At 72.2% G+C, this 21,628-nt stretch carries 19 protein-coding genes and 1 riboswitch; of the genes, 13 read left to right on the forward strand and 6 right to left on the reverse strand.

The window, feature by feature from the left end; all coding sequences use genetic code 11:
* Window positions 1–25: 25 nt before the first annotated feature.
* Complete coding sequence (locus ACXJKB_RS04885; protein WP_457185957.1) at window positions 26–1,924, reverse strand: hypothetical protein; 1,899 nt, start codon at window positions 1,922–1,924, stop codon at window positions 26–28.
* A 121-nt stretch (window positions 1,925–2,045) separates the two neighbouring features.
* Between ACXJKB_RS04885 and ACXJKB_RS04890 the strand changes: the two genes are divergently transcribed.
* From ACXJKB_RS04890 to ACXJKB_RS04915, 6 genes are all read left to right on the forward strand, one after another.
* A complete protein-coding gene (locus tag ACXJKB_RS04890) occupies window positions 2,046–3,317 on the forward strand; it encodes a cell division protein PerM (protein ID WP_457185959.1) in 1,272 nt (423 codons plus the stop codon).
* A gap of 3 nt (window positions 3,318–3,320) precedes the next feature.
* The gene (locus ACXJKB_RS04895; protein WP_457185961.1) at window positions 3,321–4,511 is read left to right on the forward strand and encodes a YibE/F family protein; all 1,191 of its coding nucleotides are present in this window, start codon (window positions 3,321–3,323) and stop codon (window positions 4,509–4,511) included.
* A 22-nt stretch (window positions 4,512–4,533) separates the two neighbouring features.
* Window positions 4,534–5,151: a phosphoribosylglycinamide formyltransferase gene (gene purN / locus ACXJKB_RS04900; RefSeq protein ID WP_457185963.1), complete on the forward strand. Its 618-nt coding sequence runs from the start codon at window positions 4,534–4,536 to the stop codon at window positions 5,149–5,151.
* A gap of 1 nt (window position 5,152) precedes the next feature.
* Window positions 5,153–5,230: riboswitch (ZMP/ZTP riboswitch) on the forward strand.
* Window positions 5,231–5,255: 25 nt separating this feature from the next.
* On the forward strand, window positions 5,256–6,845 hold the full coding sequence (gene purH / locus ACXJKB_RS04905) for a bifunctional phosphoribosylaminoimidazolecarboxamide formyltransferase/IMP cyclohydrolase (RefSeq protein WP_457185965.1): 1,590 nt from the start codon (window positions 5,256–5,258) through the stop codon (window positions 6,843–6,845).
* A 133-nt stretch (window positions 6,846–6,978) separates the two neighbouring features.
* On the forward strand, window positions 6,979–7,827 hold the full coding sequence (locus ACXJKB_RS04910) for a bifunctional methylenetetrahydrofolate dehydrogenase/methenyltetrahydrofolate cyclohydrolase (RefSeq protein WP_457185967.1): 849 nt from the start codon (window positions 6,979–6,981) through the stop codon (window positions 7,825–7,827).
* Between the two features lies 1 nt (window position 7,828).
* Complete coding sequence (locus ACXJKB_RS04915; RefSeq protein WP_457185969.1) at window positions 7,829–8,215, forward strand: DUF3017 domain-containing protein; 387 nt, start codon at window positions 7,829–7,831, stop codon at window positions 8,213–8,215.
* A gap of 46 nt (window positions 8,216–8,261) precedes the next feature.
* On the opposite strand, the gene ACXJKB_RS04920 is transcribed toward ACXJKB_RS04915, so the two are convergent.
* On the reverse strand, window positions 8,262–9,248 hold the full coding sequence (locus ACXJKB_RS04920) for a malate dehydrogenase (RefSeq protein WP_457185971.1): 987 nt from the start codon (window positions 9,246–9,248) through the stop codon (window positions 8,262–8,264).
* A gap of 108 nt (window positions 9,249–9,356) precedes the next feature.
* Between ACXJKB_RS04920 and ACXJKB_RS04925 the strand changes: the two genes are divergently transcribed.
* Window positions 9,357–10,043: a hypothetical protein gene (locus ACXJKB_RS04925; protein ID WP_457185973.1), complete on the forward strand. Its 687-nt coding sequence runs from the start codon at window positions 9,357–9,359 to the stop codon at window positions 10,041–10,043.
* A gap of 37 nt (window positions 10,044–10,080) precedes the next feature.
* Here ACXJKB_RS04925 and ACXJKB_RS04930 read toward each other — a convergent pair whose 3' ends face one another.
* On the reverse strand, window positions 10,081–11,205 hold the full coding sequence (locus tag ACXJKB_RS04930; RefSeq protein ID WP_457185975.1) for an aquaporin: 1,125 nt from the start codon (window positions 11,203–11,205) through the stop codon (window positions 10,081–10,083).
* Between the two features lie 174 nt (window positions 11,206–11,379).
* Between ACXJKB_RS04930 and ACXJKB_RS04935 the strand changes: the two genes are divergently transcribed.
* From ACXJKB_RS04935 to ACXJKB_RS04945, 3 genes are all read left to right on the forward strand, one after another.
* Complete coding sequence (locus ACXJKB_RS04935; RefSeq protein ID WP_457185977.1) at window positions 11,380–13,593, forward strand: NADP-dependent isocitrate dehydrogenase; 2,214 nt, start codon at window positions 11,380–11,382, stop codon at window positions 13,591–13,593.
* A gap of 185 nt (window positions 13,594–13,778) precedes the next feature.
* A complete protein-coding gene (locus ACXJKB_RS04940; protein ID WP_457185979.1) occupies window positions 13,779–15,026 on the forward strand; it encodes an MFS transporter in 1,248 nt (415 codons plus the stop codon).
* 152 nt (window positions 15,027–15,178) lie between these two features.
* Complete coding sequence (locus tag ACXJKB_RS04945; RefSeq protein ID WP_300050248.1) at window positions 15,179–15,337, forward strand: hypothetical protein; 159 nt, start codon at window positions 15,179–15,181, stop codon at window positions 15,335–15,337.
* 17 nt (window positions 15,338–15,354) lie between these two features.
* On the opposite strand, the gene ACXJKB_RS04950 is transcribed toward ACXJKB_RS04945, so the two are convergent.
* Window positions 15,355–16,605 carry a lipase family protein gene (locus ACXJKB_RS04950; protein WP_457185982.1) on the reverse strand — a complete coding sequence of 417 codons (1,251 nt, stop codon included), beginning with the start codon at window positions 16,603–16,605 and terminating at the stop codon, window positions 15,355–15,357.
* A 92-nt stretch (window positions 16,606–16,697) separates the two neighbouring features.
* Window positions 16,698–17,762, reverse strand: a complete 1,065-nt coding sequence (gene trpS / locus ACXJKB_RS04955; RefSeq protein ID WP_457186214.1) for a tryptophan--tRNA ligase — start codon at window positions 17,760–17,762, stop codon at window positions 16,698–16,700.
* A gap of 51 nt (window positions 17,763–17,813) precedes the next feature.
* Between trpS and ACXJKB_RS04960 the strand changes: the two genes are divergently transcribed.
* From ACXJKB_RS04960 to ACXJKB_RS04970, 3 genes are all read left to right on the forward strand, one after another.
* Window positions 17,814–18,323, forward strand: a complete 510-nt coding sequence (locus ACXJKB_RS04960; protein ID WP_457185984.1) for a 2'-5' RNA ligase family protein — start codon at window positions 17,814–17,816, stop codon at window positions 18,321–18,323.
* Between the two features lie 4 nt (window positions 18,324–18,327).
* Window positions 18,328–19,389 (forward strand): YihY/virulence factor BrkB family protein, encoded by a 1,062-nt coding sequence (locus ACXJKB_RS04965; protein WP_457185986.1) that lies wholly within the window; start codon window positions 18,328–18,330, stop codon window positions 19,387–19,389.
* Window positions 19,390–19,712: 323 nt separating this feature from the next.
* Window positions 19,713–20,654: a hypothetical protein gene (locus tag ACXJKB_RS04970; RefSeq protein WP_457185988.1), complete on the forward strand. Its 942-nt coding sequence runs from the start codon at window positions 19,713–19,715 to the stop codon at window positions 20,652–20,654.
* A 223-nt stretch (window positions 20,655–20,877) separates the two neighbouring features.
* On the opposite strand, the gene ACXJKB_RS04975 is transcribed toward ACXJKB_RS04970, so the two are convergent.
* Window positions 20,878–21,621 carry a succinate dehydrogenase/fumarate reductase iron-sulfur subunit gene (locus tag ACXJKB_RS04975; RefSeq protein WP_457185990.1) on the reverse strand — a complete coding sequence of 248 codons (744 nt, stop codon included), beginning with the start codon at window positions 21,619–21,621 and terminating at the stop codon, window positions 20,878–20,880.
* Window positions 21,622–21,628 lie beyond the last annotated feature (7 nt).

Below are 21,628 nucleotides of genomic sequence, written 5' to 3' on the forward strand. Positions count from 1 at the left end.
GTTGCGTCAGCCCCGGACTCGGGGCTCAGTTCGAGGGATCGAGCGGTCCGAGCCGCTCCGCCACGCGCCGGGCGAGGGCGACGAAGTCGTCGCGCGACATCGTCATGGTGCGGTCGGGGGCGAAACCGAGCTGGGAGACGGCACCGCCGTCGCGCACGATCGCCATCAGGAACGGGAACGACTGGCTGTCGTTGATCTCGAACGTCAGCGCCCACACGCTCAGGTCGCCGGACTTCGAGGACGACGAGGCCAGCTGGGTCACGTTGGTGCCGAGGTTGGCCTGCCCGCACTGGCGGATGCGGTCGCGGACCTGGTCGACGAAGGTGCCGGCCCGGCCGGGCTTCATCGCGCCGACGGTCTGCGTGAGGCCGAGCTGGTTGGCGTTCGCCGTCTCGGGGAAGAGGAAGGTGCGGGTCAACGCCTTCCTGATGCCCTTGCCCTGGAAGGTGGTCCGGTCGCAGCGGGTGGCGGCGTAGTTGTTGCGCGCCCGCTCGGGCTCCGTGCCGACCCAGGGGCCGCGGACGGCGGCGACCGGCGGCAGGTCGACCACCGAGAGCAGCCCCGGCGGCGTACCGATCCCGAGCGGCGGGGTGGCGTTGTCCCGCGCGCGGCCAGCGCAGGCGCCGGCGCCCTCGGACCCGCACACGCCGTTGACGGCGGCGGAGAGCCCGGTCAGCACCGCCTTGTCGGGGACGGCCCGGCCGCGGCTGCGCACGACCTGGGTGACCACGAGGCTGCCGGTGCGGGCCGTGCCGACGGTGAGGGTGGCCGGCTGCTTGCCCCAGGACCGCAGCCGGAAGACGCGTGCCTCGTCGCCGACGCGCTTCACGGTGCGGGTGCCCATGAGCTGGGTGCGCGGGTCGATGCATCCGGCGAACCACAGCGACGCGGTCTCGAAGCCCTGCGCCGCCTGGCGCTCGTTGCGCGACATCTCGACCATCTGGACGGCGGTCGCCCGCACGTCGGTCACCTCCCGCTTGCGGGTGCGCTGGCCGTCGCCCTTGCCGACCTTCTTCCGCTCGACGCGGGTCTCGGTGCCCTCCCAGGTGCGGGCGAGGGCGGTGACGCCGTCGGGGTCCGCGAACCGCTCGCGCTGGCACGGCGCCAGCAGGCCGTCGCCGTCGAGGTTGTCGGTGGTGGCGGTCTCGGTCCAGTCGAGCCCGGACCCGTAGCGCGTGAGCTGGTCCTGGGAGAGCAGCGAGTCGGCGCTGATCATCTCGGCGCCCGCGTCGTCGTCGACGGGTGCGTGCACCGTGACGCCGGGCGTGGCCTTCTCCTCCCTCAGGCTCGTGGGCTCGGCGCCGGCGCCGGTGGCGACCAGGGAGCCGGAGGCCAGCAGCGCGGCGGTGGCGAGGCCGGCCCCGATCACGGTGTGCGTGCGACGTCGCGCGGCGCCGGCGCGACGGATGACGGTGGCGCGGGGCCAGCGGATGTCCTCGAGGGGGCCGTTGAGGGCGTGGAGAAGCCGCGGGATGTCGGTGGTCTGGGCGTCCCGGTGAAGCGAGAACTGCGAGCTCGCGGTCTGGAGCTCACGCTCGGCGTCGGCGCGGGGGAGGCCGACGGTGCGGGCCACCTCGCCGAGGGAGAGCGCGGAGATGCCGTTGAGGACGAGCAGCTCGCGCTGCCGCGCGGTGAGCTTGGAGAGTGCGTCGAGGGTGCTGCGCACCTCGGGGTCGAGCGACTTGTCGCGGTGCCAGATGCGGGCGGTGTGCCGCCGGCGGGCGCGACCGAGGGCCAGTGGGCGGACGTAGCCGTCGCGGTCCTCGAGCTGCCCGACCTTGCGCCAGCGGTGCCAGGCGACCACGAAGGCGTCGCGGACGGCGGCCCGGGAGGCCGGCGCGTCGCCGGTGAGGGCGTACGCCTCGTGCAGGAGACGGGTGCGGGTCTCGACGTAGTAGGCGTCGAAGGTCTCGGGGCTCCTCATGACCGCTCCACGGTACGGGAGGGGGCGTTGCGGCGCACATCCCTGACCCCGGTCGTCGCGGTCGGGACGGGCGGCGTGGGAGCGCGATCTGCCCCGGGGGTCGGGTGATGATGGGGCGGCCATGACGTCGCTCCTGACCCGACCCGACCACGCGCGGACCGAGGCTCCCCGGCCGCGTCCGCTGGTGCTGATCGCGACCCTCGGCGGCGCGCTCGCGGCGCTGGGACCCCTCGTCGTGCTGCTGGCGATCGGGGTCATCGGCTGGTTCGCCTCCGACGCCGGCGTCCACGGCGTGCCCCGCGACGGCATGCGGGTGGGTGCCCTCGCCTGGCTGGCCGGTCACGGCTCCGGCGTCACCGTCATGGGCGCACGGGTCACGATCGTCCCGCTCGGCGTCACGGCCGTCGCGGCGTGGTCCATGTGGCGGCTCGGGCACCGCGTCGGTGACTCGGTCTCCGGTCACGGTCCCGACGCCGACCGGATCTCCGACGGCGAGCGCGACTTCACCGTGCCCACCGCCGTCGCCCTGTTCTTCGCGGCCTACGCCGTCGTGGCCGTGGTCGTCGCGACCCTCGCCGCCGGCAGCACGGCCGACCCCTCGTTGCCGCGGGTGCTCGGCTGGACCGTGCTCCTGACGGCGTTCGTCGCCGCGCCGGCCATCGCGATCGGTTCGGGCCGCGCGGCGATCTGGGCGGCCTTCCTCCCGGCCTCCGTCCGGGCGGGCGCCGCGGTCGCCGGCTCCGTGCTCGCGCGGTTGCTGGCCGTCTCCGCCCTGATCTTCCTCGTCTCCTTCGTCGCCTCCTTCGGCGAGGCCGCGACGATGACCTCGCGGCTGCACCTCAGCCCGTCGGAGGCCGGTCTCTACGCCCTCGTCAACGCCGCGTACGCCCCCAACGCCGCCCTGTTCGCCGGGTCGTGGCTCCTCGGGCCCGGGTTCGCCGTCGGTGGCGCGACCCTCGTGTCGCCGGGCGCGGTCGTGCTCGGCCCGCTGCCGGTCGTCCCGCTGTTCGCAGCGCTGCCGGCGGTCGGCACACCTCCCGGCTGGATGGGCGCCCTCATGGTCCTCCCGCCGCTGGTCGCTGCCCTCTCGGCGCACCGCGTGCTGCGCGGCCGCCCCCTGACCTGGGACCGGATCGCCCTCGCCGGGTGCGGCGGCGGGCTGGCGGCCGGCGTCGGGTTCGCGCTGCTCGCCTCGCTGTCGGGTGGTGCCGCCGGTCCTGGCCGCATGCGGTTCGTGGGTCCCTTCACCCGTGACGTCCTGGTCCACTCGGTCACCGCGTGCGGCATCGGTGCGCTCCTCGGCGCATCCGTGCTGGCCTGGTTCGCGTGGCGCGCGGCCCGGTCCGTCGCGCCCGAGGAGGGTCCCGGTCCCGACTCGCCCGCCGAGGACTGATCGGTGGGGGCTGGACACAGCCACGGCGAGCGCCCGTCCCTCGGGCCCGCGCCGCGGCAGATCAGGGTGCTGATGGCGGCGCTGGTGGCGCCGCTCGTGCTGGCGACGCTGGTCGGGCTCGTCACGCTCTGGCCCGACGGCGACCTGGAGGTCAGCGGTCCGGGGGTCGACGTCGAGCGCGGCACCGCCGAGGTGCAGTCGGTCGGCCCGTGCCGCCAGCAGGTCGAGGGCTGCCAGCTCGCCCAGGTCGAGCTGCTCAGCGGTCCGGGCGCCCCCGGCGAGGCGGAGGCGCTGCTGCCCTACGGGTCGCAGGCGCCCGAGGTGGTGGCGGGGGACCGCATCATCGTGTCGTTCACCGAGCAGGCGCCCGACGGCGAGCAGTACGCCTTCCAGGACTTCGACCGCGGCCCACCCCTGCTCGTGCTGCTGATCCTGTTCGCGGTGGCCGTCCTCGCGCTGTCGCGCTGGCGTGGCATCGGTGCCCTCGCCAGCCTGGCGTACTCCCTGATCCTCATCGCGGGGTTCACGCTGCCCGCGATCATGGAGGGCGCCTCGCCGCTCCTCGTCGCGGTCACGACCGCGGCCTCGATCATGCTGGTCACGCTCTACCTCTCGCACGGCTTCACCGTCCGCACGACGGTCGCGATGCTCGGGACCCTGGTGTCGCTCGTGGTGATCGGCGGCGTCGGGTGGGTGTTCACCGAGGTCGGCCACTTCACCGGGCTCGTCGACGAGGGCAGCCAGTACATCTCCGGCATCGCCGCCCAGGTCGACCTCCGCGGCCTGCTGCTCGCCGGCCTCGTCATCGGTGCCCTGGGCGTCCTCGACGACGTCACCGTCACCCAGACGTGGGCGGTGTGGGAGCTCGCCGACGTCGACCCCGACGCCACCACGCGCTCGCTCTTCACCCGCGCGATGCGCATCGGGCGCTCGCACGCCGCGTCCACCGTCAACACCCTCGTGCTGGCCTACGTCGGCGCCACGCTGCCGCTGATGCTGGTCTTCTCCGCGCTGTCGCTGCCCTTCGGGGTCGCGGTCAGCCAGGAGGTGGTCGCGCAGGAGGTGGTCCGCGGGCTCGTCGGCGGGCTCGGGATCATCGCCGCGGTCCCGGTGACCACGGCGATCGCGGCGCTGGTCGTCGGCCGTCTCCTCCGCGAGCGGACGCACGCAGGCGCTCCGTCCCATCGCGCCTAGACCACGCCCTAGACTTCCGCGCGTGCACCAGCCCACCCGCCTCGTCGTCCTCGTCTCGGGATCCGGCACCAACCTGCAGGCCCTGCTCGACGCCTGCGCCGATCCGTCGTACGGCGCCCGGGTCGTCGCGGTCGGCGCCGACCGCGAGGAAATCGAGGGCCTCGCCCGCGCCGAGCGCGCCGGGATCCCGACCTTCGTGCGCCAGGTGTCGGACTTCGAGACCCGTGAGGGCTGGGACGCCTCGCTGGCGACGGTCGTGGAGCGCTTCGAGCCCGACCTCGTGGTCTCGGCGGGCTTCATGAAGCTGCTGTCGACCGAGTTCCTCGACCGGTTCCTCACCCTCAACACCCACCCGGCGCTGTGCCCGGCGTTCCCCGGGATGCACGGCCCGCGCGACGCCCTCGAGCACGGCGTCAAGGTCACTGGCGCGACCCTGTTCGTGGTGGACGCGGGCGTCGACACCGGACCGATCGTGGCGCAGGTGCCCGTGGTGGTCGCCGAGGACGACGACGTCGCGTCGCTGCACGAGCGGATCAAGACCGCCGAGCGCGCGATGCTGGTCGACGCCGTGGGTCGCATCGCCCGCGAGGGGATCGCGGTGGAGGGCCGCCGGGTTCGCATCGGCGCCGCTGCTCGGTAGTCTGGCGCCACACGACTGGCGCAGGTGGGCCACCACCAGGGAGTGACGCGCGAGAGCATCGAACGCCTGGGTGCCCTCGCACTCGTTCGCAACCGAGGAGTCCCGTGTCCCCGACCTCTGCTGACCGCACCCCCGACCAGATCGCCATCAAGCGCGCGCTCGTCTCCGTCTACGACAAGGCCGGTCTCGACGACCTGGTCCGCGGCCTGCACGCGGCCGGCGTCGAGCTCGTCTCCACCGGCGGGTCCGCCGCGCTCATCGAGTCGCTCGACCTGCCCGTCACCAAGGTGGAGGACCTCACCGGGTTCCCCGAGTGCCTCGACGGCCGCGTCAAGACGCTACACCCGCGCGTGCACGCCGGGATCCTGGCCGACCGCCGCCTCGAGTCCCACGTGGCGCAGCTCGAGGAGCTCGGCGTCGAGCCGTTCGACCTCGTGGTGAGCAACCTCTACCCCTTCACCCAGACCGTCGCCTCGGGTGCCGGTCCCGACGAGTGCGTCGAGCAGATCGACATCGGCGGGCCCTCGATGGTGCGCGCCGCGGCCAAGAACCACCCGAGCGTCGCCATCGTCACCTCGCCCGCGACGTACGACGCGGTGCTGGCCGCCGTCGCCGCCGGCGGGTTCACGCTCGCCGAGCGGCAGCGCCTCGCCGCCGAGGCGTTCGTGCACACCGCGACCTACGACGTCCACGTCGCGTCGTGGATGGGCAACGTGCTCACCGACAGCAGCGAGGGGTCCGGCTTCCCGGCGTGGATGGGCGCCACGTGGAACAAGGAGGCGGTGCTGCGCTACGGCGAGAACCCGCACCAGTCCGCCGCCCTCTACAGCAACGGCTACCTGCCCGAGGGTCCCGGTCTCGCCCAGGCGAGGCAGCACCACGGCAAGGAGATGTCCTACAACAACTACGTCGACGCCGACGCGGCCCGCCGGGCGGCGTACGACTTCGACGAGCCGGCCGTGGCGATCATCAAGCACGCCAACCCGTGCGGCATCGCCGTCGGCGACGACGTGGCCGACGCGCACCGCAAGGCCCACGAGTGCGATCCGGTCAGCGCCTTCGGCGGCGTCATCGCCACCAACGTCCCGGTCTCCGTCGCGATGGCCGAGCAGGTGGCCGAGATCTTCACCGAGGTCGTCGTCGCGCCGGGCTACGAGGACGGTGCGATCGAGGTCCTGCAGGCCAAGAAGAACATCCGCATCCTCGAGTGCCCGCCGCTCGCCCGCGGTGGCGCCGAGGTGCGGTCGATCTCCGGCGGGCTGCTGCTGCAGCAGCGCGACGTCATCTCCGCCGAGGGCGACGACCCCTCCACCTGGACCCTCGCGACCGGGGAGGCCGCCTCCGACGAGGTGCTGGCCGACCTGGCGTTCGCGTGGCGCGCCTGCCGCGCCGTGAAGTCGAACGCGATCCTGCTCGCCGCCGGCCGCGCCTCCGTCGGCGTCGGCATGGGCCAGGTCAACCGCGTCGACTCCTGCCGCCTCGCCGTCGAGCGGGCGGGGGAGCGGGCCTCGTCCGCGGTCGCCGCCTCCGACGCGTTCTTCCCCTTCGCCGACGGCCCGCAGATCCTCATCGACGCCGGTGTGAAGGCGATCGTCCAGCCCGGCGGCTCGGTGCGCGACGCCGAGGTCGTCGCGGCCTGCGAGGCCGCCGGCGTGACGATGTACCTCACCGGCGCGCGGCACTTTTTTCACTAGGAGCGAAGCGACTCCGCGAGTGAAGAGGTCGAGTTCGCCCGCGACCGACGAAGGAGGTCGCGACGGCGCGTACCGAGACCCGATCGTCGTGACCAGCCACCCGAGCCCCACCCCACCTCCCTAGGATGACCGCGTGACCGCACAGACCCTCGACGGAGCAGCCACGCTGCGGACCATCAAGGCCGAGCTCGCCGAGCGCGTCGCCGCCCTGCGCGAGCGGGGCGTCGTCCCCGGCCTGGGCACCGTGCTCGTGGGTGACGACCCCGGCTCGCACTGGTACGTCGGTGCCAAGCACAAGGACTGCGCGGAGATCGGCATCACCTCGATCCGCCGCGACCTGCCCACCTCTGCCACCCAGGCCGAGGTGGAGGCCGTCATCGACGAGCTCAACGCCGACGACGCCTGCACCGGCTTCATCGTCCAGCAGCCGACCGGGCTGGACGAGTTCGCCCTGCTCTCGCGGGTCGACCCGGACAAGGACGTCGACGGGTTGCACCCGGTCAACCTCGGCAAGCTCGTGCTCGGCGAGGCCGGACCGCTGCCCTGCACCCCGGTCGGCTCCATCGAGCTGCTGCGCCGTCACGGCGTCGAGATCGCCGGCGCCGAGGTCGTCGTCGTGGGTCGCGGGATCACCGTCGGCCGCCCGCTCGGCCTGCTGCTGACCCGCCGCTCCGAGAACGCCACCGTCACGCTGTGCCACACCGGCACCCGCGACCTCGCCGCGCACGTCCGCACCGCCGACATCGTCGTGGCGGCCGCCGGCGTGCCGGGCATCATCACCGCCGACATGGTCAAGCCCGGCGCGGCCGTGCTCGACGTCGGCGTCTCGCGCGTCGACGGCAAGGTCACCGGCGACGTGCACCCCGACGTGTGGGACGTCGCGGGGTGGGTCTCGCCCAACCCGAAGGGCGTCGGGCCGATGACCCGCGCGATGCTGCTGACCAACATCGTCGAGATCGCCGAGAGGTCCGTCCGGTCCTGACATGGCCGAACCCGACCACTCCGACCCGCCGGTCGAACCTCCCGAGCCGCCCGACTCGGTCCCCCCGGTCTCGGCGGAACCACCGCCGGAGGACCCCGACGAGCCGCGCCGCTACCCCTCGACGATCGGGGGCGCGTTCTACCTCCTCGTCCTGGGCGTCGTCGCCGTGGCGATGGTGGTCGTGGCGCTCGACGAGTGGCGCAGCGGCGTCCGGCTGATGGGCGGGGCGCTGATCTTCGCCGCCGCCGTGCGGCTGGTGCTGCGCCGACGCGACGCCGGCATGCTCGCCGTACGCCACAAGGTCCTCGACGCGGCCATCCTCATCGTGCTCGGCGGGTCGCTGATCTTCCTCGCGGGCTCGATCCCCGACCAGCCCGGCGGCTTCTAGACAGCACGAAGGGCCGGACCCGTCGGGTCCGGCCCTTCGTCGTTGCTCAGATCAGGCCGAGCTCGGTGACAGCCGTGCGCTCGTCGGCGAGCTCGGCGGTCGAGGCGTCGATGCGGGCGCGGGAGAAGTCGTCGATCTCGAGGCCCTCGACGATCGACCAGTCGCCGCCCGAGGTGGTGACCGGGAACGAGGAGATCAGGCCCTCGGGGACGCCGTACTCGCCGTTGGAGACGACAGCCATCGACACCCAGTCGTCCTTCGCGGAGCCGAACAGCCAGTCGCGGGCGGCGTCGATCGTGGCGGACGCGGCCGAGGCGGCCGAGGACGAGCCACGGGCGTCGATGATCGCGGCGCCGCGCTTGGCGACGGTCGGGATGAAGTCGTTCTCCAGCCAGGCCTGGTCGCCGACGAGCTCGGCGGCGTTCTGGCCCTTGACCTCGGCGTGGAAGAGGTCGGGGTACTGGGTGGCGGAGTGGTTGCCCCAGATCGTCATCCTGGTGATGTCGGTGACGGGCGCGCCGGTCTTGGCCGCGAGCTGGCTGATCGCGCGGTTGTGGTCGAGGCGGGTCAGCGCCGAGAAGCGCTCGCGCGGGATGTCGGGCGCGTTGGTCATCGCGATGAGGGCGTTGGTGTTGGCCGGGTTGCCGGTGACACCGATGCGCACGTCGTCGGCCGCGACCGCGTTGAGGGCCTTGCCCTGCGCGGTGAAGATCGCACCGTTGGCCGAGAGCAGGTCGCCGCGCTCCATGCCGGGGCCGCGCGGACGCGCGCCGACGAGGAGGGCGAGGTTGACGCCGTCGAAGATCTTCTCGGCGTCCGAGCCGATCTGGACGCCGGCGAGGTTCGGGAACGCGCAGTCGTCGAGCTCCATGACGACGCCCTCGAGCGCCTTGAGGGCGGGCTCGATCTCGAGCAGTCGCAGCTCGATCGGGCGGTCCGCGGCCAGCGCGCCGCTGGCGAGGCGGAAGAGCAGGCTGTAGCCGATCTGGCCGGCGGCGCCGGTGACGGCGACCTTGAGGGGTTCGGAGGTCACGGTGGTACTCCTCGTGAGGTGTGCGGGAGGCGGGACGTCTGTCCGGCTGACGCTAGCAGCGCCGGATCCGCCGCCGGCCTCTGGTCTACGGCTGGCATGCTGGCGCCCATGACGAGGGGGCTCCGAGGCGTACGCCGTCCGCGGACGGCGGCTGCGCTGGCAACCGGGCTCGTCCTCGGCCTCACCGGGTGCGCGGGCATCGGCCAGCCCGCGCCGTACGACTCCCCGGGCATCAACGGCCTCGTGATCCCGACGCCGACGCCGGCGCCCGCCGACTTCGTCGAGGGTGTCGACAACCCCTGGCTCGCCCTCGCGCCGGGGACGCGCTGGACGTACGACCTCACCGAGGACGCCGGCACGCGCGGTCGCATCGACGTCGAGGTGCAGGACGGCACGGTGCCGGTCGCGGGCCTGGAGGCCACGGCCGTGCAGACCACGACGGACCTCGGCGGCGGGACGACGAGCGTCGCGACCCGCCTGTACGCCCAGGACGAGGCCGGCAACGTCTGGCTGGTCGGCTCGGACACCGACGACGCGTCCTGGCGGGCGGGTGAGGACGGTGCGGAGGCGGGGCTCGCGATGCCCGCCGACCCGCGGCTCGGCGACGGCTGGCTGTCGTACGACGTCCCCGGGCTGCCGCGCGCGAGCGCGACCATCGACGACCAGTCCAGCGAGCTGGTGCAGCTGCGCAACGAGGCCGACACCACGACCCGCACGGTGTACGAGAAGGGTGTCGGCCTCGTGGGGCTCGAGGACCTCGACGCCGGCTGGACCGCCCAGCTGGTGAAGGGCTAGCCGGTCAGACGGGCCTGAGTCCTGCCTCAGTCCTGCCTCAGTCGGGGCGTCGCACCTGGGTGCGGCCGTCGTCGTCGCCGTCGGGGTTGCCCCAGTGGCCGGGCTGACCCGGCTGGCCGGGCTGCTGAGCGGGCTGCTGACCGGGCTGCTGGGGCGCGCCCCACTGGCCGGGCTGAGCGGGCTGGGGCTGAGCGGGCTGGGCCGGCTGCTGCGGGGCCGGCTGGCCCCACTGGCCGGGCTGCTGCTGCGGTGCGCCGTAGGCCGGGTCGGGCTGCTGCTGCGGCTGCTGGTAGGGATCAGGCTGGCCCCACTGCTGCTGCGGGGGAGCGCCCCACGCGGCCCCGGGCTGTCCCCAGCTGGCCGGCTGGCCCTGGTTCCACTGCGCCTCGTAGTTGCCCGGCACGAACTGGTCCTTCCGGCCGCCGCCGAAGTTGAGGCCCGAGCCGGCCACCGGCGCAGCGCCGTGGCCGAAGAGGACCGGGTAGGTGAGTCCGGCGATCGCGGCGCCGAGGAACGGTGCGAGCACGAAGAGCCACAGCTGGACGATCGCGTCGGTGCCGGCGAAGACGCCGACGCCGATCGATCGGGCCGGGTTGACCGAGGTGCCGGTCAGCGGGATCGCGAGGAGGTGGAACATCGCGAGCGACAGGCCGATCGCGAGCGGACCGAGCGCGACGTTGACCTCGTTGCGCGCGTCGGTGACGGAGAGGATGACCCACACGAAGACGGCGGTCATCAGCAGCTCGAGCAGCAGGGCCGCCCACCAGGCGAAGCCGGAGCCCTGGTCGCCGAAGAAGTTCTGGCCCATGTTGCCCTCGGCGACGAAGCCCTCGAAGCCGTGGCCGAGCCCGAAGAGCACGGCGCCGGCGAGCAGGGCGCCGAGCAGCTGCGCGGCCATGTAGATCCCGACCTGGCTCCACGGCAGGCGCCCGCTCAGGACGGCGCCCAGCGTCACGGCCGGGTTGAAGTGACCGCCGGAGATGCGACCCACGGCGTAGGCCATCACCAGCACGGTGAGACCGAAGGCCAGCGCCGTGGCGACGAGGTCGCCACCGCTGTAGACGGCAGCGCCGCAGCCGAAGAAGACGAGCACGAAGGTGCCCAGAACCTCTGCGGTGAACTTCTGCCCGGTGGTCGGTGTGTCTTCGACGGTGTCGCTCATCGCGAGTCCCTCCAGAGTCAAGGTGGCCGTACCCCTCGTAGGCCACGCGAAGCCTAGCGGCGTGACAGGAGGGGTGCGAGGGTAGGCGAGTCGCCACCCGTCACCGGCGTCAGGTATCTTGACGTCAAGAGTTATGCCCGGATGAGATCGCGATCTACAGGAGCTGTCGTACCCATGGCCAAGATCATCTACACCCACACCGACGAGGCGCCGCTGCTCGCGACGTACTCGTTCCTGCCGATCATCGCCGCCTACGCGAAGACCGCCGGTGTGGACGTCGAGACCCGTGACATCTCGCTGGCCGGCCGCGTGATCGCCCAGTTCCCCGACCGCCTCACCGACGAGCAGCGCCTCGACGACGCGCTGGCCGAGCTCGGCGAGCTGGCGACGCGGCCCGAGGCCAACATCATCAAGCTCCCCAACATCTCCGCCTCGATCCCGCAGCTCAAGGCGACCATCGCCGAGCTGCAGTCGCAGGGCTACGACCTGCCCGACTACCCGGAGAACCCGCAGACCGACGAGGAGCGCGAGACCCGCGCCCGCTACGACAAGGTCAAGGGCTCCGCGGTCAACCCGGTGCTGCGCGAGGGCAACTCCGACCGCCGCGCGCCCGCCTCGGTCAAGAACTACGCGAAGGCCCACCCCCACTCGATGGGCGCGTGGAGCAGCGAGTCCAGGACGTCCGTCGCGACGATGGGCCACGACGACTTCCGCAGCAACGAGAAGTCCGTGGTCCTCCCGTCCGACGACACCCTCTCGATCGTCCACGTCGGCAGCGACGGCCAGGAGACGGTCCTCAAGGAGGGCCTGAAGGTCCTCGAGGGCGAGGTCGTCGACGCGACCTTCATGAGTGCGGCCCACCTCGACGAGTTCCTCGAGCAGCAGGTGGCCAAGGCCAAGGCCGACGGCGTCCTGTTCTCCGCCCACCTCAAGGCCACGATGATGAAGGTCTCCGACCCGATCATCTTCGGCCACGTCGTGCGCGCCTACTTCGCCGACGTCTTCGCCCAGTACGGCGAGCAGCTCGCCGCGGCCGGCCTGTCCGCCAACGACGGCCTCGGCGCGATCCTGTCGGGCCTCGACAAGGTCGAGGGCGGTGCGGAGATCAAGGCCGCCTTCGAGAAGGGCCTGGCCGACGGGCCGTCGCTCGCGATGGTCGACTCCGACCGCGGCATCACCAACCTGCACGTCCCGTCCGACGTCATCATCGACGCCTCGATGCCGGCGATGATCCGCACGTCGGGCCAGATGTGGAACGCCGACGGCGAGCCGCAGGACACCCTCGCCGTCATCCCGGACTCCTCCTACGCCGGCGTCTACCAGGCGGCGATCGACGACTGCCGGACCAACGGTGCCCTCGACCCGTCCACGATGGGCTCCGTGCCCAATGTCGGTCTGATGGCGAAGGCGGCCGAGGAGTACGGCTCCCACGACAAGACCTTCGAGGTCCCCGCCGCCGGCAAGGTCGAGGTCCGCAACGCCGCCGGTGAGGTGCTGATGTCGCACGACGTCGAGGCCGGTGACATCTGGCGCGCCTGCCAGACCAAGGACGCCTCGATCCGCGACTGGGTCAAGCTCGCCGTGACCCGGGCCCGCGCCAGCGGGACGCCGGCGATCTTCTGGCTCGACGAGACGCGGGCGCACGACGCCAACCTCATCGCGCTCGTGACGGAATACCTGAAGGAGCACGACACCGACGGGCTCGACATCCAGGTGATGGCGCCGGCCGAGGCGACGACGTACTCCCTCGAGCGGATCCGCCGCGGCGAGGACACCATCTCGGTGACCGGCAACGTGCTGCGCGACTACAACACCGACCTGTTCCCGATCCTCGAGCTCGGCACCAGCGCCAAGATGCTCTCGATCGTCCCGCTGATGAACGGCGGTGGCCTCTTCGAGACCGGCGCCGGCGGCTCGGCGCCCAAGCACGTGCAGCAGCTGGTCAAGGAGGACTACCTCCGCTGGGACAGCCTCGGTGAGTTCTTCGCCCTGGCCGCCTCGCTCGAGCACCTCGCCGGCTACGACGACAACGCGCGCGCCCGGATCCTGGGCGACACGCTCGACAGGGCCACCGAGACGTTCCTCAACGAGGACCGCTCGCCGGGGCGCAAGCTCGGCACGATCGACAACCGCGGCTCGCACTTCTACCTCGCCCTCTACTGGGCCGAGGAGCTCGCGAAGCAGACCGAGGACGCCGACCTCGCGGCCGCGTTCGCCTCGCTCGCGAGCACCCTGCGCGACAACGAGAAGGTGATCGTCGAGGAGCTGCTCGCCGTGCAGGGCAAGCCGGCCGACGTCGGCGGCTACTTCCGCCCCGACGCCGAGAAGGCCGCCGCGGTGATGCGGCCGTCCGCCACGTTCAACGAGGCCATCGCCTCGCTGGGCTGAGCGCACGCACGACGACGACATGACCACGGGAGAGCAGGGGCTGCCGCGCGCGCCCCTGCTCTCCTCGGTCTGGCTGGTCCTCGTCAACCTCCTGCCCCCGTGGGCGGAGTGATCCCGCCCACGAAACGCCGCGGCCGACGGCGCCGGGGGAACAAAACCGGCTCCGTCCCTCCTTGCGCCAGGTGATGACGACGACCGCCGAGACCTCCGCCCTGCCCGCCGACCCCTCGTCGGCCGACCTCGACGTCCCGTCGGTGACCGCCCGCCACTTCGGCCTGGCGGTGCTCGCGCTCGCGATGGGCGGCTTCGCCATCGGCACCACCGAGTTCGTCACGATGGGGCTGCTGCCGCAGATCTCCAGCGGCGTCGACGTCTCGATCCCGACCGGCGGCCACGTCATCTCGGCGTACGCCGTCGGGGTGGTCGTCGGCGCGCCTGTGCTGGCCTTCCTCGGCGCCCGTCTCCCGCGGCGCGGCCTCCTGGTGGCCCTGATGGCTGCCTTCGCGGTCGGCAACGGCCTGAGCGCGCTCGCGAACTCCTACGAGCAGCTGATGGTGGCCCGCTTCGCCGCCGGGCTGCCGCACGGCGCCTACTTCGGCGTCGCCTCCCTCGTGGCGGCGAGCATGGCCCGGCCCTCGCGCAAGGGCCGCGCGGTTGCCCTGGTGATGCTCGGGCTCTCGGTCGCCAACGTGATCGGCGTACCCGCCGCCACGGTGCTCGGCCAGGAGCTGGGCTGGCGTGCCGCCTACTGGGCCGCCGGCGGCCTGGCGGTGGTGACCCTCGCCCTCGTCGTGTGGTTCGTGCCGTCCTGCCCCGGAGACCCCGGGGCGAGCGGTCGCCGCGAGCTGTCGGCGTTCCGGGTGCCGCAGGTGTGGCTGACCCTGCTGGCCGGCGCTGTCGGCTTCGGCGGCATGTTCGCCGTCTACTCCTACATCGCGCCCGTCGTCACCGACGTCGCCGGGCTGGGGGAGCGGTCGGTCGCGGTCTTCCTGCTGGCCTTCGGCCTCGGCATGGTCGCCGGCACCGGGCTCGCCGGGATCATGGCCGACTGGTCGATCTTCCGCTCGCTCATCATCGGCGGCGTCGGCATGGCCGCCACGATGCTGGCCTTCTGGGTCGCTGCCCCGCACGGCTGGGCCGCCCTGCCCGTCGTCTTCCTCATCACGACGCTCGGCTCGGTGCTGGTCGTCAACCTCCAGTTGCGGCTGATGGACGTGGCCGGCGACGCCCAGACCCTCGGCGCCGCGATGAACCATGCCTCGCTCAACATCGCCAACGCGCTCGGCGCGTGGCTCGGCGGGCTCGTGATCGCCGCCGGCTGGGGACTCCGCGCCCCGGCCCTCGTCGGGCTCGGCCTCTCCATCGCCGGGGTGGCCATCCTGCTGCTCTCGGCCGCGCTCCACGTGCGCCAGCGGGACGCCGTACCCGCCTGATCTGCGCTGCCTTGCGCGCAGAACCGTGCACGCCTTTTCCGACGATGTTGCGTGGTGTTAACACGGGCGGAACTGTTGCGTAGCCCAGCCTTGTAACGATCCAATCCATGAAGGGCGGGTCAGCCGCCACAGGATCTCCGGATGGGGGAGTCATGGACGAGGACAAGATCGCGCGCCAGATGGAGCGCCGCCGCCAGCTGGCCGACCGCAACGTGGGCGCGGTGGTCGACCTGCTGAGGCGACGCGAGGAGCTGAAGGGCATCTACCCCGCGGCCGACCTGGTCGCCGAGAACGTCGGCTGGGCCGTGTGAGCCGGCCGGCCTGAGCCTCAGAGCGACCAGCAGTTGCCGATCTGGGGCAGGCCGGCGAAGCGGGCCTCGAAGAACGGCAGCGCCTCGGCCAGGTGCGGCACCATGCCGCCGACGTGGAGCGGCGCGACGTTGGTCGAGAAGCGGACGTCGGCCCCGGCAGCGCACCACGACCGCGCCATCGCCCGGCCGACGCCGTAGGGGATGGTGTCGTCCAGTGCGGAGTGGGTGACCAGCACCGGCACCCTCGGCCTGATGGTGCCGATGCGCTGCGACTCGATGATCGAGGCGAACGGCTCCTGCTTCATCAGCTCCGACATCGGCCGGCCGTCCGCGCTCAACGTCGAGGACCGCACGAAGGCGTTGTCGAGCAGGTCGAAGACACAGTCCTGCTCGACACCGTCCATCGCCGCGCGGCCGGCGGCGTTGAGGTACGGCGTCAGGTCGACGTCGTGGCTGGCGGCCAGTCCGCGGAGGGCGAAGAAGGCGAACGCCGAGAACAGCCCGCCGTCGAGGTTGGTGGCCACCTTGGCGAGGTCGGCCGGCACCGCGCCGACGACCGCGCCGCGCACCCGGAGGTCGGGGGCGTAGGTGGGGGCGAGCTCGACGGCGGACGCGGCCGCACCACCGCCCTGGGAGTAGCCCATCAGGCCGACCGGGCTGGTGCTGCTGAGCCCGGTGCCGGTCAGGCGCTGCGCAGCGCGTACGACGTCCAGCGTGGCGTGACCCTGCGAGACCCGGTCCATGTAGGTGTGGATGCCGGCGGTGCCGAGGCCCTCGTAGTCGGGCATCGCCACCGCGTAGCCGCGCAGCAGCAGGCCCTCGATGCCGATGCCCTCGTACTCGATGCCCTCCGAGAACTGGCGGGAGGGGGCGCACCGGTCGGCCATGCCCTGCGTGCCCGGCGCGTAGCCGATGACCGGCCGCGAGCCGACGCCGACCCATGGCGAGCTCGGCACCAGGACGGTGCCGGAGACGGCGATGGCCGTGCCGCGGCGGTTGGTGGTCGTGTAGAGCACCCGCTGGGCGTTGCGGACCAGGCTCGTCGCGTCGAGCGGGTCGAGCAGGAACGTCATCCGCTCGCTGCGGATGACGTTCCCGTTGCCGCTGGGCAGGGTCGCGGGGGCCGCGTAGAACGCGGGCCGGGGCGGCTCGTCGACGACGGCGTGCGCCGGCGTCGTACCGACCACGGCGCCGATCGTGGCGGTGAGCAGGACGGCGAGCGGGGCGACGAGCAAAGTGCTCGCGCGGCGGAGCGCGGTGACGTGCATGGCGGTTCCCTCCTGGGCTGGACCCGGACCAGCCGATGAGGGGAACCTACTGGTGAGTCACATCGCTCGTCAGTGTGACCTGCGTCACGCCGTCAGGCCCAGCCGTAGACCATGCCCATCGCCGCGCGGACCTCGTCGAGGGTCGCCTCGGCGACCTCGTTGGCCTTGGCGTTGCCGCGGCGGAGGACCTCGTCGAGATAGCCGGGATCGGCCTCGAGCTCGGCGCGTCGGGCGCGGAGCGGGGCGAGCTCGGTGTTGATGGCGTCGGTCAGGCGACCCTTGAGCGCGCCGCCGCCGCCGTCGCCGATCTCCTCGGCGACCGCCGCCGGGTCGACGCCCTCGCAAAGGCCGATGAGGGTCAGCAGGTTGGCGACCTCGGGCCGGGCGTCGGGGTCGTAGGTGATGACCCGGTCGCTGTCGGTCTTGGCGCCCTTGAGCTTCTTGGCGGTCTCGTCGGCGGTCATCCGCAGCTCGACCACGTTGCCCTTGGACTTGCTCATCTTGGTGCCGTCGGTGCCGAGGATCAGCGGCGCCTCGGACAGCAGCGCACCCGGCTCCGGGAACACGGCGGCGTACCTGTCGTTGAAGCGGCGCGCGACGACACGGGTCTGCTCGAGGTGGGGGAGCTGGTCGCGACCGACGGGGACGACGTTGGCCTTGCAGAACAGGATGTCTGCGGCCTGGTGGACGGGGTAGGTGAGCAGCAGCCCGCCGATCGAGGTGATGCCGGCCGACTTGGCCTCGTCCTTGACGGTGGGGTTGCGCTGCAGCTCGGCCACGCTGACCAGGCTGAGGAACGGCAGCATCAGCTGGTTGAGCGCGGGCACCGAGGAGTGCGTGAAGATCGTGGCCTTCTCGGGGTCGAGGCCCGCGGCGATGTTGTCGACCAGCAGGTTGCGCACGTTGCCGGCGATGTCGCCGGCGACCTCGCGGTCGGTGATCACCTGGTAGTCCGCGATCAGCTGCCAGATCTCGGCGCCGCTGTCCTGGAGGCGGAGGCGGTTGCGGATCGAGCCGAAGTAGTGGCCGATGTGCAACGCCCCGGTCGGACGGTCCCCGGTCAGCATGCGCAGCGAGGCCGGGTCCTTCGCCATCTGCTCCTCGATGGCGTCGCTGCGAGCCTGTGCGGCGCGGAAGGTGTCACTCACGCGGTCGATCCTTTCACGGGGGCGATCGGCGCCGCGATCGGGTTCTGTAGGGTTTCGGAGGTGCCCACCATCGGAGTAGCGATCGCGATTCCCGAGCCCTGGGCGAGCGAGCTCCAGGACTACCGGACCAGCGTCGGCGACACGACGGCGACGCAGATCCCCACCCACATCACGTTGGTGCCGCCGACCGAGGTGCCGGGCGCCGACCTCCAGGCCGTGTGCGCGCACCTGACCGAGGCGGCGTCCTCCGTCCCGCGGTTCGACATCCACCTGCGCGGCACCGGCACGTTCCGCCCGGTCTCGCCGGTCGTGTTCGTCACCCTGGCCGAGGGGATCTCGGGCTGCGAGGTGCTCGCGGGCGCCGTACGACAGGGGCCGCTCGAGGTCGATCTGCACTACCCCTACCACCCGCACGTCACCATCGCCCACCACCTCGACGACCAGACGCTCGACCGGGCGTTCGCGGAGCTCGCCGAGTTCGAGTGCCGCTTCCCCGTCGGCGAGTTCAGCCTCTACGTCCACGACTCCGACACCGGCTGGCGGGCCACCGACCACTTCGCGCTGGGCTGACCGGGTGTCCGTCCTCGACAGCGTGAAGCAGCGCGCCTCCGACCTCCGCGAGCGGCGTCCGGTCGTCGACCACCTCGTGCGCGCCCTGGAGCACTACGGACAGGTCAACGGCAGCGCGCTCGCGGCCGCGGTGACCTACTTCGCCTTCCTGTCGTTCTTCCCGATCCTCGCGCTCGCCTTCGCGATCTTCGGCCAGGTCACGAAGGTCTACGAGGACGCCCAGGACACCCTGGTCGACGCGGCCAACTCCGTCCTCCCCGGCCTCGTCGGCGGCGAGAGCGGGGTCCCGCTCGACACCCTGCAGGCCGCGGCCCCGGGGATCTTCAGCGTCGGCATCGTCCTCACCCTCTACTCCGGCCTGGGGTGGCTCTCGGGCATGCGCTCCGCGCTGACGGCGATCTTCGAGGAGCCCGAGCGCGAGCAGCCCAGCTTCCTCGTCGGCAAGCTGCGCGACGTGCTCGCCCTGATGGCGCTCGGCTCGGTGCTCGTCGCGAGCGTGGCGGTGTCCGGCGTCGCGACCAAGGTGCTCACCCCGATCATGGAGGCGCTCGACCTGGGCGTGGTCGCGGAGGGCTTCCTCTGGGTGCTGGCCCTGTGCCTGGGCCTGGCGGCCAGCACGCTGCTCTTCTTCGCCTTCTTCCGCCTGCTCGCGCAGCCGAACACCCCCAGCCGGTCGCTTTGGTCCGGCTCGTTCCTGGGGGCCGTCGTGTTCGAGGTCCTCAAGCAGCTCTCCACCTTCCTGCTCAAGGCCACGGCCAACTCCGAGGCGTTCCAGGCCTTCGGCATCGCGCTCATCCTGATGGTGTGGATCAACTACACCTCCCGCGTCGTCGTCCTCTCCGCTGCGTGGGCCCACACCTCGCCCGAGGCGCGCGCCCTCCGCGACGCGAACCGGGTCGCCGACCCACTGCCCGAGGGACCCCGCATCGACCTTGCCGCGGCAGCGCCCGGCGTACGCTCCGCCTCGGCTGCCTCCTCCTCTCCTGCCTCCTCCCCGAAGGCCGCCTTCGCCGCCGGCGCCGCCACCATGCTCGGGCTCGTCGCCCTCCTCCGCCGGCGGAGCTGAGCGCCCGCTCGCCGCGGCTCGCCGTGCGCCGCCGCGCCGCTTGCCGCCGCCCGAGCGGTGCGTGAGCCACATTCCGTCGACGTCGCAGGTGGCTCCGGCACCGCCCGCCGGCGTGTCGCACGTGTCGCTTGTCCGGGCGGTGGCCCAGCCGCAATTGCGGCCGCCGGAATGTGGGTGGGGCACCGCACGGCACGGCACCGCGGCGAGTCGGACGGGCTCAACCTCGGCCACGAGGTCTCCACAGCAGGTGCGCATGACGGCGTTTCCACAGGTCGTACGACGACAGCGGGCGCAGGCAAGCCGGCGTGTGGCGCCATGGCGTCATGCACGACGTCGCCACGGAGCTCCTTGACGGTCCGTTCACACGCGAGCACGCCCTGGCGCTGGGCGTGCCTGCCCGCGTGCTCGAAGGCGTCCAGTTCCGGCGCCTCCATCAGGGCGTCTACGTCCACCGGAGCCGCGAGATGACGTGGGCAGACCACGTGGAGGCGGCGCGTCTGGCGCTTCCACCGATGGCGCGTACGACGGGCGCGACCCGACTGCGGCAGGCAGGCTTCGACGCGGGCGACAGGTGGCCGCTCCACTTCGTCGTCCAGGGCGACCTGCACCTGGTGCTCGACGGAGTGTTCCTGCACCGCACGGTCAAGATGCCGCCGAACGATGACGACGCCGTCAGCATCGAGGCGGCGTTCGTCGCCTTCTGTGCCGAGGCACGACTGCTCGACGCCATCACGGTCGGTTCGGTCCTGCTCAACCGGGGGGCGCTCGACCTCGGCCTCCTCGAGGAGATCCTGCGCGAGGAGAGGTGGCGGCACGGTGTGTCCGAGACGGCGTACGCCCTCCCTCACCTCGAGGGGCGCTGCCGGTCCATGCCGGAGGCCGAGCTCTTCGCGTACGTCGTGTTCGCGGAACTGCCGGTGCCGGCGGTCAACCGGCGGATCGAGGTCGTCGAGGGCGTCGAGCTCACGCCGGACCTCTGGTTCGAGGACTACGGTCTCGTGGTCGAGTACGAGGGCATTCAGCACCAGGATGATCGCGGGCAGTACAACGCGGATATCGACCGCTATGCGCTCTACCGCCGCCACGACGTGCCCTACGAACAGGTCACCAAGGAGCGGATGCGGTCGCCGAAGGCCACCGTCCGCATGGTCCACGCCGCGCTCGTGGCGGAGGGCTACACCGGGCCGCCGCCGGTCTTCGGGGCGCAGTGGTCGTCACTCTTCGAGCCGCTCGCCCACCTCGTACGCCGGCCCCGCGCAGCGTGAGCCGCCCGAGCGGTGGGTCACCCACATTCGCGTCGCACGGAATGTGGGTCGGACACCGCCCGGCTGAGGCACTCGGCGTGTCGCCGCCCGAGCGGTGCGCCACCCAATTTCAGGACGCGCGAAATGTGGGTGGGACACCGCTCGAAGCAGCGACACACCGCCAGGAGACGCCGACGAGTGCCGGGGGAGACCCCCGGCCCTCGTCGGTGCAGCAGTACGTCGCTCAGTGACCGTGCTTGATCGCGGTGCGCAGGTCCCTGTTGAGCTGCGAGATCACGTCGAGCGGGATCTCCTTGGGGCAGGCGGCGGTGCAGGCGCCGATGTTGGTGCAGCCGCCGAAGCCCTCGTGGTCGTGCTGGGCGACCATGTTGACCACGCGCTCGTCGCGTTCGGGCTGGCCCTGGGGGAGCAGGCCGAGGTGGGTGACCTTGGCGCCCATGAAGAGCGAGGCCGAGCCGTTGGGACAGGCGGCGACGCAGGCTCCGCAGCCGATGCAGGTCGCGACGTTGAAGGCGCGGTCGGCGTCGTCCTTGGGGACCGGCACCGAGTGGGCCTCGGGGGCCGAGCCGGTGTTGACCGAGACGTAGCCGCCGGCCTGGATGATCCGGTCGAAGGCCCCGCGGTCGACGACGAGGTCCTTGATGACGGGGAAGGCGTCGGAGCGCCACGGCTCGATCGTGATCGTCTCGCCGTCGCTGAACGAGCGCATGTGCAGCTGGCAGGTCGTGGTGACCTCCGGGCCGTGCGCGTCGCCGTTGATCATCAGGCCGCACATGCCGCAGATGCCCTCGCGGCAGTCGGAGTCGAACGCGATCGGGTCCTCGCCCTGGTCGTTGAGCTGCTCGTTGAGCACGTCGAGCATCTCGAGGAACGACATGTCGGGGGAGACGTCGGCCAGCTGGTAGGTGTGCATCGCACCGGCGGTCACGGCGTCGGGCTGACGCCAGATCTTCAACGTCAAGTTCATCGGTTGG

Source organism: Nocardioides sp. P5_E3, from assembly GCF_054049275.1.

Excerpts from the sequence above, each read along its gene's own strand:
- ACXJKB_RS04935 (WP_457185977.1), top strand. The coding sequence starts at position 11,380 with ATGGCCAAGATCATCTACACCCACACCGACGAGGCGCCGCTGCTCGCG.
- ACXJKB_RS04975 (WP_457185990.1), bottom strand. The coding sequence starts at position 21,621 with ATGAACTTGACGTTGAAGATCTGGCGTCAGCCCGACGCCGTGACCGCC.
- ACXJKB_RS04950 (WP_457185982.1), bottom strand. The coding sequence starts at position 16,605 with ATGCACGTCACCGCGCTCCGCCGCGCGAGCACTTTGCTCGTCGCCCCG.
- ACXJKB_RS04940 (WP_457185979.1), top strand. The coding sequence starts at position 13,779 with ATGACGACGACCGCCGAGACCTCCGCCCTGCCCGCCGACCCCTCGTCG.
- ACXJKB_RS04915 (WP_457185969.1), top strand. The coding sequence starts at position 7,829 with ATGGCCGAACCCGACCACTCCGACCCGCCGGTCGAACCTCCCGAGCCG.
- ACXJKB_RS04930 (WP_457185975.1), bottom strand. The coding sequence starts at position 11,205 with ATGAGCGACACCGTCGAAGACACACCGACCACCGGGCAGAAGTTCACC.
- ACXJKB_RS04945 (WP_300050248.1), top strand. The coding sequence starts at position 15,179 with ATGGACGAGGACAAGATCGCGCGCCAGATGGAGCGCCGCCGCCAGCTG.
- ACXJKB_RS04890 (WP_457185959.1), top strand. The coding sequence starts at position 2,046 with ATGACGTCGCTCCTGACCCGACCCGACCACGCGCGGACCGAGGCTCCC.
- ACXJKB_RS04970 (WP_457185988.1), top strand. The coding sequence starts at position 19,713 with ATGCACGACGTCGCCACGGAGCTCCTTGACGGTCCGTTCACACGCGAG.
- ACXJKB_RS04925 (WP_457185973.1), top strand. The coding sequence starts at position 9,357 with ATGACGAGGGGGCTCCGAGGCGTACGCCGTCCGCGGACGGCGGCTGCG.
- ACXJKB_RS04885 (WP_457185957.1), bottom strand. The coding sequence starts at position 1,924 with ATGAGGAGCCCCGAGACCTTCGACGCCTACTACGTCGAGACCCGCACC.